General features: G+C 45.3%; 18 protein-coding genes. 14 read left to right on the forward strand and 4 right to left on the reverse strand.

Features of this window, described 5'->3' with window-relative positions; all coding sequences use genetic code 11:
• Positions 1-374 precede the first annotated feature (374 nt).
• The 14 genes from BGP75_RS24320 to BGP75_RS24390 all read left to right on the forward strand — a co-directional run bounded on the left by BGP75_RS24320 (position 375) and on the right by BGP75_RS24390 (position 12,731).
• A complete protein-coding gene (locus tag BGP75_RS24320; protein ID WP_076721502.1) occupies positions 375-3,683 on the forward strand; it encodes a hypothetical protein in 3,309 nt (1,102 codons plus the stop codon).
• 140 nt (positions 3,684-3,823) lie between these two features.
• Complete coding sequence (locus tag BGP75_RS24325) at positions 3,824-4,309, forward strand: type III secretion system chaperone (RefSeq protein ID WP_076721503.1); 486 nt, start codon at positions 3,824-3,826, stop codon at positions 4,307-4,309.
• 86 nt (positions 4,310-4,395) lie between these two features.
• Entirely contained in the window at positions 4,396-4,614 is a 219-nt protein-coding gene (locus BGP75_RS24330) for a hypothetical protein (RefSeq protein WP_076721504.1), read from the forward strand.
• Positions 4,601-5,104: a type III secretion system chaperone gene (locus tag BGP75_RS26895; protein WP_143821172.1), complete on the forward strand. Its 504-nt coding sequence runs from the start codon at positions 4,601-4,603 to the stop codon at positions 5,102-5,104. Before BGP75_RS24330 ends, BGP75_RS26895 begins: the two co-directional genes overlap by 14 nt.
• Positions 5,101-7,131 carry a type III secretion system outer membrane ring subunit SctC gene (sctC, locus tag BGP75_RS24340; RefSeq protein ID WP_076721506.1) on the forward strand — a complete coding sequence of 677 codons (2,031 nt, stop codon included), beginning with the start codon at positions 5,101-5,103 and terminating at the stop codon, positions 7,129-7,131. Before BGP75_RS26895 ends, sctC begins: the two co-directional genes overlap by 4 nt.
• 371 nt (positions 7,132-7,502) lie before the next feature.
• Positions 7,503-7,862: a hypothetical protein gene (locus tag BGP75_RS24350; RefSeq protein WP_076721508.1), complete on the forward strand. Its 360-nt coding sequence runs from the start codon at positions 7,503-7,505 to the stop codon at positions 7,860-7,862.
• Between the two features lie 158 nt (positions 7,863-8,020).
• Positions 8,021-8,311, forward strand: coding sequence for a hypothetical protein (locus BGP75_RS24355; protein ID WP_143821173.1), 291 nt, complete (start codon positions 8,021-8,023; stop codon positions 8,309-8,311).
• 104 nt (positions 8,312-8,415) lie between these two features.
• A complete protein-coding gene (locus BGP75_RS24360) occupies positions 8,416-8,709 on the forward strand; it encodes a hypothetical protein (protein ID WP_143821174.1) in 294 nt (97 codons plus the stop codon).
• A gap of 76 nt (positions 8,710-8,785) precedes the next feature.
• The gene (locus BGP75_RS24365; RefSeq protein ID WP_083705031.1) at positions 8,786-9,169 is read left to right on the forward strand and encodes an EscI/YscI/HrpB family type III secretion system inner rod protein; all 384 of its coding nucleotides are present in this window, start codon (positions 8,786-8,788) and stop codon (positions 9,167-9,169) included.
• Positions 9,170-9,188: 19 nt separating this feature from the next.
• Entirely contained in the window at positions 9,189-10,043 is an 855-nt protein-coding gene (sctJ, locus tag BGP75_RS24370) for a type III secretion system inner membrane ring lipoprotein SctJ (protein WP_076721511.1), read from the forward strand.
• Positions 10,040-10,594, forward strand: a complete 555-nt coding sequence (locus tag BGP75_RS24375) for a hypothetical protein (RefSeq protein WP_076721512.1) — start codon at positions 10,040-10,042, stop codon at positions 10,592-10,594. Before sctJ ends, BGP75_RS24375 begins: the two co-directional genes overlap by 4 nt.
• Before the next feature lie 29 nt (positions 10,595-10,623).
• Positions 10,624-11,214: a type III secretion system stator protein SctL gene (sctL, locus tag BGP75_RS24380; protein ID WP_076721513.1), complete on the forward strand. Its 591-nt coding sequence runs from the start codon at positions 10,624-10,626 to the stop codon at positions 11,212-11,214.
• Positions 11,215-11,457: 243 nt separating this feature from the next.
• The gene (locus BGP75_RS24385) at positions 11,458-11,943 is read left to right on the forward strand and encodes a hypothetical protein (RefSeq protein WP_076721514.1); all 486 of its coding nucleotides are present in this window, start codon (positions 11,458-11,460) and stop codon (positions 11,941-11,943) included.
• 77 nt (positions 11,944-12,020) lie between these two features.
• On the forward strand, positions 12,021-12,731 hold the full coding sequence (locus BGP75_RS24390) for a PipA/GogA/GtgA family type III secretion system effector (RefSeq protein WP_083705033.1): 711 nt from the start codon (positions 12,021-12,023) through the stop codon (positions 12,729-12,731).
• A gap of 343 nt (positions 12,732-13,074) precedes the next feature.
• Here BGP75_RS24390 and BGP75_RS24395 read toward each other — a convergent pair whose 3' ends face one another.
• From BGP75_RS24395 to sctS, 4 genes are all read right to left on the reverse strand, one after another.
• Positions 13,075-13,464 (reverse strand): hypothetical protein, encoded by a 390-nt coding sequence (locus BGP75_RS24395; RefSeq protein ID WP_076721516.1) that lies wholly within the window; start codon positions 13,462-13,464, stop codon positions 13,075-13,077.
• 85 nt (positions 13,465-13,549) lie between these two features.
• Positions 13,550-14,647 carry a type III secretion system export apparatus subunit SctU gene (gene sctU / locus BGP75_RS24400; RefSeq protein WP_076721517.1) on the reverse strand — a complete coding sequence of 366 codons (1,098 nt, stop codon included), beginning with the start codon at positions 14,645-14,647 and terminating at the stop codon, positions 13,550-13,552.
• Positions 14,644-15,438: a type III secretion system export apparatus subunit SctT gene (gene sctT, locus BGP75_RS24405; RefSeq protein WP_143821175.1), complete on the reverse strand. Its 795-nt coding sequence runs from the start codon at positions 15,436-15,438 to the stop codon at positions 14,644-14,646. Before sctT ends, sctU begins: the two co-directional genes overlap by 4 nt.
• A gap of 2 nt (positions 15,439-15,440) precedes the next feature.
• Positions 15,441-15,704: a type III secretion system export apparatus subunit SctS gene (gene sctS / locus BGP75_RS24410; RefSeq protein ID WP_076721518.1), complete on the reverse strand. Its 264-nt coding sequence runs from the start codon at positions 15,702-15,704 to the stop codon at positions 15,441-15,443.
• Position 15,705 lies beyond the last annotated feature (1 nt).

The following is a 15,705-nucleotide window of genomic DNA, read 5'->3' on the forward strand; positions in this document are numbered from 1 at the left end:
TGTCATATCGCTATAGCAGGGTCCGTGCCATATTGGTTTTGTTTGTTAAGCTGTTGAATTAAAATGATATTTTGTAATTTGTTAAGGTGCTTTCATGCAACATGTTGCGTAAAGGTATTGATACCATGTGCAAGTTTTTGCGTGATTGTGAGCTGCCCTCCTGATATCTGAACGTTCTGGAGCCCACAGAGAATACAATTGACTTGAATTCACCGGTTCCTTAGTTGGTATTGCTTGCTGGTAACCGAAAAACGGTGCTGTTCAGGAACTAGTCGAATTAACTTGCCACTCACCTGTATATGCGAGGGACTGTGGACTAGAGAAAGCGATCAGTCCGGGATAAAGCCAACAATAAAAATCACGGTGAGGATATTATGATAAAAGGGACTGATAGCAGCACAACGCAACACCAGGAAGTAACTAATCCCATCAGAACATCCGGTGACATCAGCACGGCAGAAGCGCCGGTGTCTCGACAGTCAACCGGAGTCGCCCCGACTCAGCATCGGGGGAGTTCTCTGGAGCGGAGCGGAGCAGAAACTCAGCAGAAGCTGCAGCTAAGTACACCTCTGTTGGGGGATGTGCCGGGGCGCAGGCCGATCACAGAAGATATGAAGCAGGTATTCAGCGGACTTAATTATCGTCTTGAGGCTGATTTAGGCAAGGCTCGTTTTCGTGCTCAGGATCGATCTTTAGGTAAAAATGCGCGTTCAAGTGCAAAGACTGAAGTTAAAAAGCTGGATAAAGCCCTTCAAACCTTAACACAACAAATCAAACCTATTGTCGACAAATCCGGACCAGCGCCAGGAACTCTATCGGTAACTGATACGGCGAAAATGTCTTTAGGGTTCGAAAAAATAACAGCGCAATTACCCCGTGGAGGTCTCAGTAATTTAACCAAGTTGCTTGGGCAGCATCTAAAAAGTGACTGGATGCAAATGGAGAATGAAAAACAAAAGAGTAGCTTGCTTAAAGAAGTTGCTCCTCTATTTGAACCGGGAGCGGGAAAAGTTCGAGTGGTTTCGGCTTCGGTGAACGGCGGAGGGGGGCTGCTGGAAGTACCAGGAACAGGAGCAACTGTTGGCCCCTATGCCGACTTGACACTGAGTGCATCCCACTCGAAATTTGTTGGTCCTGATGATGAGGGGCTTTGTTTTGAAGACAAAGGGAAGAGTGTGGGGGGTGGGGTCAGTGCTGGAGTAAAGGCAAAAGCTGTCGAAGGAATGGAGCTAAATGCGGGTGCTGGAATCAAGGGGCAATACACCAGAAATGACTTCGTAGAATTTAACGACGCCAAAGACTACGTGAACAAACAAGGGCATAAGCAGGTCTACGCAGATCGAACCGGGCATGCTGATCAGTCGAAATCCGGCCGGTTTAGTCGTTTCTTTAGAAGCAAGCTTCCTAACCAACCAGGCTCTGAACTCAAGCATCTCAAATCAGAGCAACAAAAAGCAGCGAACAGTCAGCATCGTTTGAATAGCTTATTAGCAAGCGAGTTAGGTATCAATGCAAAAGTCAGCGCTCCTCCTCCTGAGCGCAGTAAACCGTTGCAAGGGCATTATCATACCTTTGCCTGGCAAGGGAATATCGGCGCAAAGGCCTCCAATATCGCGGCTGCTCATACCGGGGTAAATGCCGGTGGTTCCGTTGGAGTAAGTCATAAAGGGGCTGTCACCAACTTGTATGAATTTGTTCCGTCACCGATTAGTGAGGTTATTACCAGTAATGCTGCCCGCCTTAATGAGCTTCCGTCGAATTTGACCCGTCATGCGAAGCAGGTGATGAATGGTAGTAATGATCCCCAGAAAGCAACGGATACATTGAAATCCCTGGGAAATGATGTAGGAAAATATTACGAGACTGTGCAGCGTTATGACGATCTCAAGTCTGATAAATCGAGCAGAGGAAGCAAGAAAGAAAGAAAGAATAATATTGCCGAGTTGCGGGCGCAGAAACATTCGCTGGAGAACAAATGGGGGGCTATTGGTCGACATCAGTTTTTGCAGGTCGCATCTGCTTCTCATGCTCATCTGGCAAATATTGCGATGCCAGCGGGAGCTGAACACTCTCAGGATACGACAGATACCGTCAAGCAAACGGCTGCCAGGGTACAGTTCCCCGAGATCAAACATTCCAAGCAGCGTCTGGATAAAATAGCGTCGTTTCAACAATTGGTTTATTTGAAGATAACCGATAATAAAACCAGCCTTGATATCTCGGTCGGACCTTTTTCAGGGCGGTTGGATATTTTGCAGCGTGACCGTGTACATCCAAGTCGAGTCAGAGAGGGGAGTTATCGTGATATTTCGTTGACAGGCACAGTTTCGGGTTCAGTACAGGGATTAACTAATAAAGCCGTGTTTACAGCAAAGCTAAAGGAGGCTGCGGCTAAGCAGGGGGTAGAGTTGCCGGGAGACTTGAATATTGCGCCGGATGTGGGGGGGAGTGCTTCTGTTTCCAAAATGGTTCGGTACTTTAAACCCAAGTACACGCAAGAACCTGGCTATGAAGGGGATAAAGGATTCAGACGCCAGTTTGTTCGAGACACCACGACTAAATCTGTATCAGCTGGTGTGGGTCTTTCTGGCACAGTAGCGCCGGGAGCGCATGCTGGTGGAAAAATTTCAATCAGTCAGGACACTACCCATGTAAAAGGAGAAACTCTGGGTACGGATGATTTGAGCTATACGATGACCCGGTTCAACCGAATGTACCGAAATGCCGGTAAAACGCCGGATAATGAAGAATGGAAAAGGTTCCAGCAAGACCATAAAACTGAGTACGGAAAGATATTTGAGCATTTGGGTGATAGTAAACGAGGGGTTTACAAAGAAGCACAGCATTTCCTGAATGAGTTAATTAACCTGAAAGATCTCTCCCCGGAAAAAAAGGAAGAGGCGAAAAGCTTTAAGCAGGAATTTAATCAGGCGATGAGTGATTACCGTGCCGATCCGGGAGACGGGGCTCGTTATGAAAAAGCCAATCAGTTTTTAAATCGCTTTCTGGAGAAGCAGACAGAACCCTGGTGGGAAGCTCATACCGGTACCTGGAAAGATCTCAAGTTTGATCAAGGTCCGGACTCTGGCCTGGATCGCCGGACGCGTCTGATAAAAAACATGGGTATTCACAGTCGGGCAAATCAGCAGTCCAGGGTATTCGCTCAGCAAACGCGAGAAAATGAGTCCCAAGCGCCAGCAGCGAGATCTACCGGTCCCAGAACACTGGCTAATGAACCCAGTGCACTGAGACAGCCCGTCCATAGAAATGGACACAGGTCTTCTGAATCTAGGGTTTCAGGCAATGAAGCTAGCGCATCGAGCCAATCTGTTCAAAGCCCGGAGCGCACGTCTTCTGAAAATAGGGTTTCAGGTCAGTCCCAGGGGGGGCGATCTGACCACCAGGATCAGCCGACTGAATTAAGTAGGCAGTCTTCCGTTTCTTCTGTAGGTTCGCAGGCGCCTGAAGTACAAACCGCGCCTGTACCCGGGAATACTCAAACGGTGGAGGTCGAAGTTCATCGAGACCCTGTTCCCGATGACGAAACAGTTATCACTTCAGATAAAGCAACAGAGCGTCCTGCTCCGGAGCCTAGAGTTGCTCAACCGGTAGCGAATACCAATTCTGCGCCACCGGAACCGCAAGAAAAGTTAACACAGACCACTGATGTAACCTGGGTTTAACTGAAGAGAATATATTTCGCCACACATCAAAGTGTAATAACTATGGGAACATCTTAAGGTGGCTATTAATGCTCTAAACAGTTGCCTTAAGTGCCTTCTTTTTCCATATGTTTCAATGGTTGTCAGAGAGGATATAAAACGTGATTAATAGTCAGGATAAGGTTAATAGACTTCTTGCGGGTCTGGATAGTTTAGTGGGGGATACATTTAAATTGGAAAATGGTGTTTGTGCCCTGTGTGATAATGATGGTCGTGAAGCTATTGTCATTGAATCACCTGACAACGGAGAAATGCTGATTCTTCATAGTGAGGTCACTAATATAGTGGGGGAGAAGAATGCCAGTTTCTATAAAAGTATACTTGAAAAGAATTTTTCGATAGGTGAAATGAAAGGCTGCTGGCTAGCCGTTGATAATGATGCTGTGCGGCTATGTACTCAAAGAACCATAAGTGACATGGATGAAATCAGGTTCCGCAACTTAGTTTCTGGCTTTATTAATCTGGGTCTGGAATGGCGTCAAAAATTTCAGATGCTGTCCAGGGAATCGATGAATAATAAGCCCAATACCGTTTCTTCAGGCAATAGAGCTGCTCAAGCACGAGGTTTATCATCTAAGGTTTTCTAAGCGATCGTCAATTGATTTATTTATAGGGAACCTGGGTAAGTTTATCGCCACTTAGATTGAAATAAATATGAAAATGGAGAGTATTTATGTCGATTGATGCTATTGGTAGACAGTTGGATCGGAATGTAGCGACTGCTCAGCGTTCTTTAAAGGACGTTTATGATGGAGTTGATGGTGCCACCGTTGAGGATTGGAACGCGCTCATTGAAGCAAAGGGGGCGGCGGGCATAGCAGGTAAGGTTCGGGATACTGAGTTTCAACTAAAGTTTGGACTTGCAAAAAGTATTCTGAATGAGATTCGCTAGTCCCTCTGATATAGAGCCGTTGGATAAGCTCTACGAATGGTTAAGCGGTGTTAATCCCAGATTAACAAACGAACCCTCAGCTTTTGTTATGGAGCTAGGGGGATTAACGCTTAGTCTTTTGCGACTCTCTGAAGGAATACGTTGTACGGGCTATCTTGGATGTGATTCGGGCAATAGTGCTTGTGTAGAAAGGGCGTTGCGCATAGCCGCCTACAGCATAGGTACCTACGAAGGGGGAATTGCTGTTGATCCTTCAAACAAGCAGCTATGCCTGATACGTCTGATTGATGGAGAGACGGAGCAAGATCGGGTGGTGGCTGTCCTTGAGGATTTAGCGAATCAAACTGATGTCTGGAAACAACTGATAAGTACCGCTGAAGGAGGTTCTAGAGGGATTCGCCGTCCTGTTTCACCGGCTCTATCATCCCGAGAAGCGCATTTTGTTGCAAAAACGGAGCTTGGCATTACCCGTAAGGACCTTCATTTATGAGTAATCGAATATCTCTATTGATTATATTGCTTAATGTGCTGCCGATGACTTGTATTGACGCTTTTGCAGCGGTGCCAAATCACTGGAATGAAGCTTCTTACGCATATGATGGAAATAACGCCCCTGTAAAAGTTGTGTTAACGGATTTTGCCGATTCATTTAACGTTCGGTTAGATATGTCGTCCTCGTTGAAGGGAATTGTTGAAGCGAAAATAAGATCTGAAAGTGCGACTACTTTTATTGAGCGGTTGGCGCTGGAATATCAGTTTCAATGGTTTGTGTACGGTGGTGTTTTACATATCAGCCCACTTCGAGATCAACAGGTGGTACGCATCGAAGTTTCTGAAGATGCGGTGGGTGATTTAAAGCAAGCCTTAACCGAGATAGGGCTGTTGGACCCGCGTTTTGGTTGGGGAGAGTTACTTGATGAAGGGGTTGTTTTAGTTTCTGGTCCCAAAAAATATGTCCAGTTGGTACGTAAATTGAGCAAAAAGAAACTAAAGCCTGACGATAAAAGTGAAATCATGGTGTTTCCGCTTAACTATGCGTCAGTTTCAGATCGAACAATAAACTATCGGGATTCTGAAGTTGTGATTCCAGGCGTTGCCACGGTTTTGTCGGGACTGCTTTCAAAAAGGGGCAGAGAAGTACCTTCAGGAAGCTCTGCCTCAAAAGGCTCCAGCAAGTCGACGGGGCTTTCCCCTCAGGTTGTGGTGGGAGCGGGTGCCCCTTCATACCCTCCACCGTTACCGATATCAAATCTGGGTGGGCGTACTTCCGATAAGATTGGTGCAGATGTTCGAAACAACATACTTCTGATCCGAGACAATATTGAAAAGCGATCCATGTATGAGGGACTGATCAAGAGACTCGATGTTCCTAGAAAGTTAGTGGAAATCAGTGCAATCATTCTCGATATTGATAGAGTAAAACTGGCAGAGTTAGGAGCTCAATGGCAGCTTACGACTCACGGGGTCACCGGGGGAGTTAATACCAAAGGAACTAACCCGTTTTTATCTCCGGGAACAGCGGCCACAATCTTTATTAACGATCCTGGCCATTTCTTAGCTGATCTAAGAGCATTGGAAGGAGATGGAGAAGCTTCAATTGTAGCCAATCCGACCGTTCTTACGTTGGAAAATCAGCCTGCTGTCGTTGACCTGAGCGAAACGGTCTACCTGACAGCAACGGGTGAGCGCGTTGTAAATATCCAGTCGGTAACTGCCGGGATTAGTCTTCAAGTGGTGCCCCGTACCATTCAGCAGGATAATAAAGAACAGATCCAATTGGTTGTTGATATTGAGGATGGGCAGTTAGTCCGACCTGCGGGAAGTGACTTAAGTGTTCGTAAAAGCACTATAAGCACTCAAGCTGTAGTCAGCACGGGAAGGGCGCTGATATTAGGTGGATTTCATGTCAAAAAAAGCAACAAGAGTTCTAACAAAGTACCCCTGCTTGGAGATATTCCTATTATCGGTAATGCGTTTTCTTACCAGGAAAGCAGTGCCAGTAGTCGAGAGCGACTGTTTATTCTGAGTCCTCGGATTATCGATATTGAACAGCAGGCGGATCCGACCGCCTATGTGGAAAAGCAGAACAGAAGCAGGGTTCGGCAAGCGGTAAAATCGGTAGAAGACAGGCAGTTAAGGGCTGCCAGGCCCAATTTGATCGATATCGAAGGAGCTCTTAAGGATATGGTCAATGGGCAGATCCCCCTGTCACTGACTGCTGCTGGTACTCCACCCTCAAATATTCTTGCGCGACTCTGTGTAAATGCAGAACAGCCTGTCGATTTCAGCTATGGCCAATGGTTTAGGGGAGATAACTTTAATGTTGCCGTCGGGCAGGTTGTTAATAAGGGCCATCAGACAATAAGATTTGATGAATCAGGATGTGGAACAAAAAATGTGCTGGCTGTTTCTGCATGGCCAAAAACAGTCTTACGGCCAGGTGATGATGCTGAAGTATTTGTCGTCATGTTACCGGATAAAGGCCCTGTTCGTGCGACACTGCGCAGTGCGCCTTAGGGACGTCGATTCTTAGGGAAACAGAAGATAATCATTTACGGGTTAATCCTTGAATATCTTATTTCCGTTTGTGGGTTCCCAAGTGGAGCCGGTCAGATGATCCGGCTTTATTTGCTGTCCTGAGTTGTTGGTTTATGGATACGGTATGAGTAAGGAATAAATCGATGAAAGTGAAGTTGTTTTGCATTTCAACAATCTGTTTTTTGGTGGGCTGCTCAGGGAATTTACAAAACGATGGTTGTGTGACGGCTATCTGTAAACGTCCTGTCAGTGATCAGAGCTATTTAACCGTTTGGATCTCAGAGAACATGAGAACATACTCGAATGATAGCGCTGTTGATTATACCAGAGTGAAGGTAGGGGAGTAATCCTTGAGTGAAGTTACCAATGATTTGGATTTTTTCTTTTCCAGTACAATCGATGGAGGGAATATAAGCTGGTCTCCTTGCGAGCATGTTTATTTGTCAGTTAAAGAGGAGGAAAAAACAGGAGTAGGTTTGGCGCTTTATATCAAAAGTAAAGCACAGGATACCAATTTAGTAGAATCATTGCTAAAAATAAAATTTGAAGAAGTTTCGAAATATAGAGATTGTTATATCTGTATGGCTCCTGATTATAGTGTTGTAATATGGATGACTCTTAATAATTATGAGATGAGCATTTCAACACTAGAGTATTCCAGTCATAAATTATTGGATTTTTTTAAATCTGCAGAAAGTAAGTTTTTTTAGCACTGCTTGTTTCTTCATTCCTTATATAAAATAAGAAATATAAATCACTAATGTTTTTGTCATGGTGGTACTGGTTTTTATATTTTTATTTTAGTCATGTTTTTATCATTCTCAGTCGGTTGTTAATATAAAATAAAAAATAAAGTTTATGTTTTTTTATGGAACTGCATACTGTGATTTTCCACTTAATTAATGAAGCAATTGCTTTAAAACCAAACTTAATAGAGGAAAATATTATGGCAGCTGGTGGAGCTTCAATTGCCGCAATGGCGGCTCAAAATGCAGCGAACGATGCTAACAATGCGATGTTGACCACGATGAAAGGTGAGTCTGATCGTCGAGAAGCGACTAATCGGGCTATGACCGAGATAAATAAAGATCAATCTCAAACGGCTAATAAGTCGATGGAGGCCGGCGGTAAGATTTTGAGTGAAATGCGTTTCAGCTAAGTCTTAGCAACTTTTATTAAAAACAGTAGACCTGTCTGGGAACGTTTTTGGAGCTCAGGGAAAGTAAATACGGGCTGCTACTAATAATGTTTGGAGGTTTCTTTATGGCTGTTCCAGGAATGGGCATGATGATGATGATGCAGATGATGCAACAAATGCAGAGTCAGAATCAGATGCAACAACATCAAAATCAGAACCAGGGTAATGAGAATACCAATAACAGGCAAGACCGCGAAATTGACCAATTGAATGATCGTTTGGATCGACTACAGAACCAGAATGGTGGTGGCCGACCCATGGGTTACGATTGCGGCAATAGCGGCGGTGGCTTTGCTCATGGTGCTGGTGCTGGTGGGCACGGTGGGCAGCAGACTGTCCATCACATAATGCATTTTTAGCTGAGAAGCTAAGTAGGAGCCAGGTGGGATTACACTTGCCTGGCTCCGGTCAAGGTTTTGTAAAAGGAAGGTTATTATGGCTGAAATGGTGACTGGAGCGAAGCTTATAACGGACGCAATGGCCTCCTCAACATCGTCCGGAAGTTCTGTTACCTCGGTAAAAGAGGTTGGGTCAGCTGATGCCGCTTTTTTTAGTGCGGCTTTGAATGAGCCCCGTAAAGATCCTGGCGTTGGGGCTGCGGATCGTATTATAGGGCAATTAACGGGAGGCTCGGGGAAGCTCCAGGAGCTTGAACGAGTCGCTATGAGGGACCTGAAAATAGCAGCTAAGGCAAATTCTTCTGGTGATCTGATTAACGCTGCTCGATCCGTTTCTTCATTCTATCTGGAGAGTATGCTTGCGGCCAAGGTCGTAGGAAAAGGCGTTCAAGCGATCGAAAAATTAACAAATTTGCAATAACCGAGTGGGGCAGTTGAAGATGTTTCGATTGAGTACTGCCCTGGTGGTTATGGTTGTTTTGCTGATTCAGGGTTGCAGTGACCAGATGGAGCTGCATCGGGCACTGTTGGAGCAGGATGCTAACGAGGTAATAGCAGAGCTAGCGGACAAACAGGTCTCAGCAGAGAAGAAAGCGGAGAAACTCGGTATTACTGTCCTGGTCTCTCGTGAAGACATGGCTCGATCTGTTCGTATTCTGCAGGCAGCCGGCTTACCTCGTCAGTCACAATCAAGTTTTGGTGAAGTCTTTAAAAAAGAGGGTGTTATATCAACACCTATGGAAGAAAGGGCACGTTACTTATACGCATTGTCCCAAGAGCTTGAAAATACACTAAGCCAAATAGACGGAGTCATTAAGGCCAGGGTTCACGTTGTACTGCCTGAACGAGTTGCTCCCGGTGAAGCCATCACGCCATCGTCCGCAGCGGTATTTATAAAATACCGAGAATGGTTAGACCCGGATGTCATTCTGCCTCGCGTAGAGCGGATGGTTGCCAAGAGTATCCCCGGCTTAACCGGCAATGAAGATGAAAAGCTAGCGGTTGTTTTTGTCCCTGGAAAAAGCTACGAAGTGAAAGCACCAATGGTACAGGTCGGGCCATTTCTAGTCGCTGAAAGCAGTGCGGGCTTATTAGAGAGCATACTCATTTTCTCTCTATTGCTGGTTGTTTTCTTCGGCATACTTGTAGTGTTCTGGTACAAGCCTGAGCTAAGAACGAATATCACCACAAAAATGCAACAAAAGATGGCGATTGCAGCAGAGCAGCAAGCAGCGAAAAATACAGCTAAGCAGCAACAAACGGCAACAGAAGCCAAGGTGTCGCCCAAATCATGATTACTCATCCAAATTCCTGGGTTCAATTCTGGTACTGTCCCTGGCTTAGCTGTGATTCGAGTTGGGGCAACCGGTACCCGCTATTAAAAGCGATAGAGATGGATAAGGTCTTTAGTCGCGTTCATTGTTCAGAGCTGCTTGCAAATACCGGCACTGTATACCGAGAGCCGCCTGTTAAAAATGATGTGCTGATGACGTTGGTTGCCATGACGGAAAAACAACGTCACCTTTCATTGGCCTTAGCTGGTGAAATTGTTGTTTCGGGTAGTGCGGGTGTTCATCTGGACAATGAACATCTTACATGGTGTAAACGTATTGGTGGCGGACTCAGGTCAGGAGGATGGATTTCTGATCAACAGGTACTGAAAGACCTTCCATTGGGTCTTTTTCTTCTGTATCAGTGGGCTAATAGTCAGGACTTATGGGATCGGGCGCGATGGCTTTCTGATTACCAACTGGGGATTTACTGCGAGCAAGTTCCCTATCAAAAAGTTTCCGTGAAGCAATTGACAACCCTTTGGGGGGCTGTCGTCTGGCAGGCAACCCGATAACAAAAACACTGGAGATGGCGTTAAATACAATGGGTTTTATAGCTAAAAAACTGGAACTCTCTCCCGATACTAATATCGTTAATGAGCCGCTGATAAAGCAGACATGGCTGCAAGATTCTGCTTCAGCCAAGGAGTTACTTCGTCTTGCTGAAAAAGAGTTTATGAATGCTATGAGCGAAGCGAGGTTGCAGTGTGATTCGATATCAGAATCGGCCCGCAGTAAGGCACAAGAAGGTGTTTGGGAGCAAGCTAATGAACTGCTGGCAAAATGGGAAGAGGACCACAGCAGGCTATGCAATGCCATAGAACCCATGGCTAGTGATTTGGTAATGCAATCGCTGAAGAAAATTTTTGGACATTTGTCTGAACCAGACAAGGTGGGGGCTCTTGTACACCAGTTGGCCAGCGAAGTGCGTGAAAAGAAACCTGGTGTTTTAAGGGTACACCCAAGCCGAGAATCGATAGTTATTGAAGAATTAAAAAATAAATCTATCGGTTACTGGAAAGTTGAGACTAATCAAAGTGTTAATGAAGATGAATTAATTCTTAATGACGAAAATGGTCAGTATAGCGTTTCTATTTCATTATCAATGCAACGACTCAGTCGATTGTGCTCCTAGGTTAAAACCTGGCCTGCTACCTTTCGATTCAATCAAAAAATCCCCTGCGAAACAGTGTGTCTGCAATCGTTGCCTTGACCTTTAATTACTCTGAAAGCCAAAGGCTGAACGGGTCTGTTCATAGGTTGCTTAGAGTCATTCCCTCCTAAAAATAACGACTGCGGTGGAACTGGTAAAGATAACCAACGACTTAATACGAACTGTTTTACAGATCACTGACTTATACCATTGGAGATAGTCCTAATGCCGGTAAATTTTAATCATGCTGCACAGAACCACTATGCGACACAGGCAGAGATGCAGGCTGCTAACAACGTTCCCAGACCACCAGCCTTCACCTCTGTTGGCAAGATAGACGACAATCTAAACAAGCTGGCCAGTCAGTTGACATTTAAGTTCCAACCCGGAGAAGAACGAAAGGGGGCGGAAACATTTTTGAACAAATCTGACAATATTCAAAGTTTTACTGCCATCTTGCGCGATTCATCGAGCAGTTCTGAATTTTCCAAAGCCTTGTCGTATAAAGGAATAGATGGAAAAGTTCTCCATATTGGCTTGAACGAGCCCACTCATATGAGTCTGACCAGTGCTATGGATCCAACTCTGGCTGATATGCTGGCTCAAAAAGGAGGGAGCGGCGCTAAGATTCCGCTTGGTCTTAATGGCGCTGAGGATAGTATCCAAGTCGGTAAGCTGCAACTCCTGGCACCTGAAACACCACAGCGATAAGTATGAATACTCGCTAACAAACCTGGCCTTGTATAGGTCTTCGGGTATTGACCCGGTCTCACATCAGTAATGTAGGAATGAAGGTAGTGATCAGACATCCTTTAGGCAGTGTTCAGGTATTTCCAGACAGACAGGGTGGACATATCAATAATGAACATATGCGCCATGAAAGTCCGCCTCCATCCTATGAAGAAGCTGTTTCGGGTTCCAATACAGAGCAGGCTCCGCCTCCTTATTATCGAACTGAAGCTCATGGTAGCTATAAGCTCCATAAAGAAACGGAAGACCTTGTCAAGGCTCACGACAAACTAGCATCAGATGATGCGATTCGGACTGATTTCAGTTCTGTTTTCGATAAAAATGTGACCATTTCCGGTGCCTATAACTATAATCCGAAAGCGGTAATTGAGGAGGCCTATACACAAAGTGCTACCTGTAGGCGACTTACTAATCATGCATTCAGTCGTGAAGATAATCCCAAAATCAGTATCACATCCGAAGGGGTCTTTTCACCATCTGCAAATCTGGCGGAAAAAACAGTGCGTCTTCCCGGAGATAAAAGCTGGGTAAAAAATCATGCTTACCTGTCGACGCAAGGAATGCGCGATATGTCTTTGGAGCGTGGTGTTATACATGAAGTGGTTCATGCATTGACTGGATTAGGGGACCCTGATCCAGATTATGCAGATGACTGCCCCGGCCCGGTAAGTCACTATACTAACCTGATTTTAAAGGAAATGGGGCGCAATGAGCCTTTCAGGGTTTCTTATGCAATACCCGATAGATAATGTGCCCCGTCCGATTTTTGCACTAAACGCCCTAAGGGCAGGTTGCCGTTGCGTATAAGTAAAAGAGCATATCAAGAAAAATGCATATAGTGGAAAACTGCCGTTTATTTTGTTGTCCTTTCTATTGTTGAAAAAAGTCAGTAAAGAAACCATGGAATGGGCATGGAGTTCAGCAGGGTCAGCAATTACTCTAAACCTGGTGGTGTCTTCTGGTGGGTGTTGATCACTGTTCTGGGGAACCTAACAGCTTGCAGGCAAGATGTCGTATCGCCGATCATTTTGTACATGACTTGTCTAGTTGAAACTTAAGCTCATGGTTCTCCTGTATGAGCTTAATCCTTGTTTACCGAAACTTCATATTATTCATGACTTCACTGGAAGATTGAAGATTAGCTTCAAAGCTTTTTTTCTGGTCTTCGGACATCTCTCGTAATATTTGGCTCAATTCCTGGGCCGACGTTTGCTGCTGTTGCAGCATCTTGTTTAGTTCATTCTCATGATTATTCATACTCTTTTCATCAAAGGGGCTGTTTTCAGTTGCAGAAGAGGCTATCTGTTGCACCAGTTTGGGAAGGTTGTAAAGGTTTCCTCCTGAATGTTCAAGTGTCACTCCCGGTCGTTGAGTCGCTGGCTGCTGTGCTTGCTTATAACCAGGTCCAGAAGTGAGAGAGTGGCTGACTCCCTCTGTTGGGGCCAACGGGCTGGTAGTAAGTGATTTGATATCTGAGACCATAAGGTTTTACCTCGCTGTATTTACATACCGGTTTTTAAGGAGCCTGTGGTTACGCCGATGAAGTTTTCTGCGGTTTACAGAGCGGCTAGACTAATGATTCTGGAAATTCGATAACTTCGCTGTCAGCAAAGTCTTCTGAGTCTTCTTCCTCCAGTTCTCTGATAATTCTATAAATTTCCGCTACTGGTTTAAGCGTCTCCCGGGGTATAAAGTCTCCTTCTTCCTGCCGATAGAGTGTTCGGGCCAACCAGACATAGCGGATTACCGGAATCCTCAGTTCCATGGCTTCTTTGATTACCGCTTTTGCATCATCATCTTGTGCGCATCTGATTATCTGCGGCAAGGGGGTATCCTCGGTTCGATAATACAAAGCGACAGCGTAGTGGGTGGGATTGACGACGACAGCATCTGCATCTTTGAGTGGTTTCGGTGGCGCGGGAGTTTCGTTCGCCAACTGAGTTGCGATGGATTTTCTCTGACCTTTTAGCTGCGGATCACCTTCCTGATCTTTAAACTCTCTTTTGACTTCGTCTTTGGTCATGCGAAGTTGTTTTAAATGAAAATACTTCTTTAAGGCAAAGTCTGCTGCGGATAGAACAAGAAGAATTAGCAGGCAGGTTCTCTCTATCGTCGCAAAAATGCCGGCATATAAACGCCAAAAGGAATCAAGATCTACGGTTGGAATCAATAATAATGTTGATATTGACGATTTGATTGTTAAGAAGATTACCAGGGTAATTAAGCCTGATTTAATAATATTTGTGAGTAGTTCGATCAGCTTAGGTGGTGCAAACATCTGCTTGAGTGCAGAAACAGGATTAAGCCTGGAGAATTCAATTTTTAGTGCCTCTGGTGCAACAAGAAAACCAAACTGTAACCAACTACCAATCAGCTTCATGACCACTGCCGGACAGACACTGAGAATAGCCAGGATAAAAAATACCTCAAAGGTATTGCTGAGAACTTCTCCGAATGCATCTTCAAAAGGGACTGATATTCGCAGCACCGGAAACAGAACCATTGATTGCAGAGAGTTCATTCCATAGTCGGCCATAGCCAGTACTGTTTCAAAGAGAGCGGCGCAAATCAGCAGTTTGGGAATGTCAGGGCTTTGTCCAACCTGACCTTTTTTTCTGGCATCCAGTAGTTTCTTTGGTGTGGGCTGTTCGGTTTTTTCACTCATTTAGAACCCAGCAGATAGATCAGGGTCTTAGCCAGTTCTGAATACTGATTAAGCTCCCCTCCGGCGGCATCCCACAGGAACGGTAGATAGATAACCAACAGTGCCAGCCCGACGATGCTTTTGGCTGGCATGGCTAGTATGAATACCTGCAACTGCGGGCTGTAGAGGCTGACCATTGCTAATAGAAAATCAATAAATAACAACATACCCACCAGTGGTGCAGAATAGAGAACAAGGTGTCTGAACATTTGCGCAATAACTTCCAGCCATACTTCGACACCATTAACGGCAGGAAGTGGTATCCAGGCAGTAGGAGGCCAGAGTTGATAGCTGGTCCAAATAACCTCGAGCAAAGCGGGAATACCACCAGTGACGATCAACAGCATGATAATTGTTTGCTGTAACATACCTCCGATAATGGATTCGGTCCCTAAACCGGGATTCAGTTGTCCACCGGTTAACGCACCTCGTTGATTGTCCAATAAAGAGCCTACCGATTCGAAGAGCCAGAAGGGAAGCGCAAGCATTGTGCCTAGAAACAGGCCTAAGGCCGCTTCTTTTAACACGATTAATATAACTGTCAGCCCCGAGATTGGGTCAGCACTGATGCTACTCTGGACATAGGGGAGAGTGGCCAGGGAAATGGCTATGGCTATAGCGTTACGTAAGCCACCCTTTAATTGGCGAGTATTAAATACCGGGACCAATATCATACAAGGCAACAGGCGGGACATGGATATTCCGATGGCCAGAAACCAGCTCGTTAACGATTCAATTGTGCTGGGTAGCACTGCTAATGACCTGCTTGAGGAATGAGTTCATAGGCAAGAGTTGTCAGCTGAATTAACTCTACACCGATCCAGCGTCCGGTCATGGCAAGGGTTGCCCCTACCGCAACAAGTTTAATGGCGAACGGGAGAGCTTGATCTTGCAGCTGCATCAGTGCCTGAATCAGAGAAATAACCACACCGACAATAACTGCTACAGCCAATGGAGGAGCAGAAAGTACCACCACCAGTAGCATCGCTTGTTGAAATATTGATAGAGCTTCTGGCATA

The sequence above is a fragment of the Motiliproteus sp. MSK22-1 genome, assembly GCF_001968815.1.
Classification (GTDB): Bacteria; Pseudomonadota; Gammaproteobacteria; order Pseudomonadales; family Balneatricaceae; genus Motiliproteus.

Excerpts from the sequence above, each read along its gene's own strand:
- BGP75_RS26895 (WP_143821172.1), top strand. The coding sequence starts at position 4,601 with ATGAGATTCGCTAGTCCCTCTGATATAGAGCCGTTGGATAAGCTCTAC.
- sctL (WP_076721513.1), top strand. The coding sequence starts at position 10,624 with ATGGGTTTTATAGCTAAAAAACTGGAACTCTCTCCCGATACTAATATC.
- sctS (WP_076721518.1), bottom strand. The coding sequence starts at position 15,704 with ATGCCAGAAGCTCTATCAATATTTCAACAAGCGATGCTACTGGTGGTG.
- BGP75_RS24355 (WP_143821173.1), top strand. The coding sequence starts at position 8,021 with ATGGAACTGCATACTGTGATTTTCCACTTAATTAATGAAGCAATTGCT.
- sctJ (WP_076721511.1), top strand. The coding sequence starts at position 9,189 with ATGTTTCGATTGAGTACTGCCCTGGTGGTTATGGTTGTTTTGCTGATT.
- BGP75_RS24330 (WP_076721504.1), top strand. The coding sequence starts at position 4,396 with ATGTCGATTGATGCTATTGGTAGACAGTTGGATCGGAATGTAGCGACT.
- BGP75_RS24395 (WP_076721516.1), bottom strand. The coding sequence starts at position 13,464 with ATGGTCTCAGATATCAAATCACTTACTACCAGCCCGTTGGCCCCAACA.
- sctC (WP_076721506.1), top strand. The coding sequence starts at position 5,101 with ATGAGTAATCGAATATCTCTATTGATTATATTGCTTAATGTGCTGCCG.
- BGP75_RS24390 (WP_083705033.1), top strand. The coding sequence starts at position 12,021 with ATGAAGGTAGTGATCAGACATCCTTTAGGCAGTGTTCAGGTATTTCCA.
- BGP75_RS24360 (WP_143821174.1), top strand. The coding sequence starts at position 8,416 with ATGGCTGTTCCAGGAATGGGCATGATGATGATGATGCAGATGATGCAA.
- BGP75_RS24365 (WP_083705031.1), top strand. The coding sequence starts at position 8,786 with ATGGCTGAAATGGTGACTGGAGCGAAGCTTATAACGGACGCAATGGCC.
- sctU (WP_076721517.1), bottom strand. The coding sequence starts at position 14,647 with ATGAGTGAAAAAACCGAACAGCCCACACCAAAGAAACTACTGGATGCC.
- BGP75_RS24385 (WP_076721514.1), top strand. The coding sequence starts at position 11,458 with ATGCCGGTAAATTTTAATCATGCTGCACAGAACCACTATGCGACACAG.
- BGP75_RS24375 (WP_076721512.1), top strand. The coding sequence starts at position 10,040 with ATGATTACTCATCCAAATTCCTGGGTTCAATTCTGGTACTGTCCCTGG.
- BGP75_RS24320 (WP_076721502.1), top strand. The coding sequence starts at position 375 with ATGATAAAAGGGACTGATAGCAGCACAACGCAACACCAGGAAGTAACT.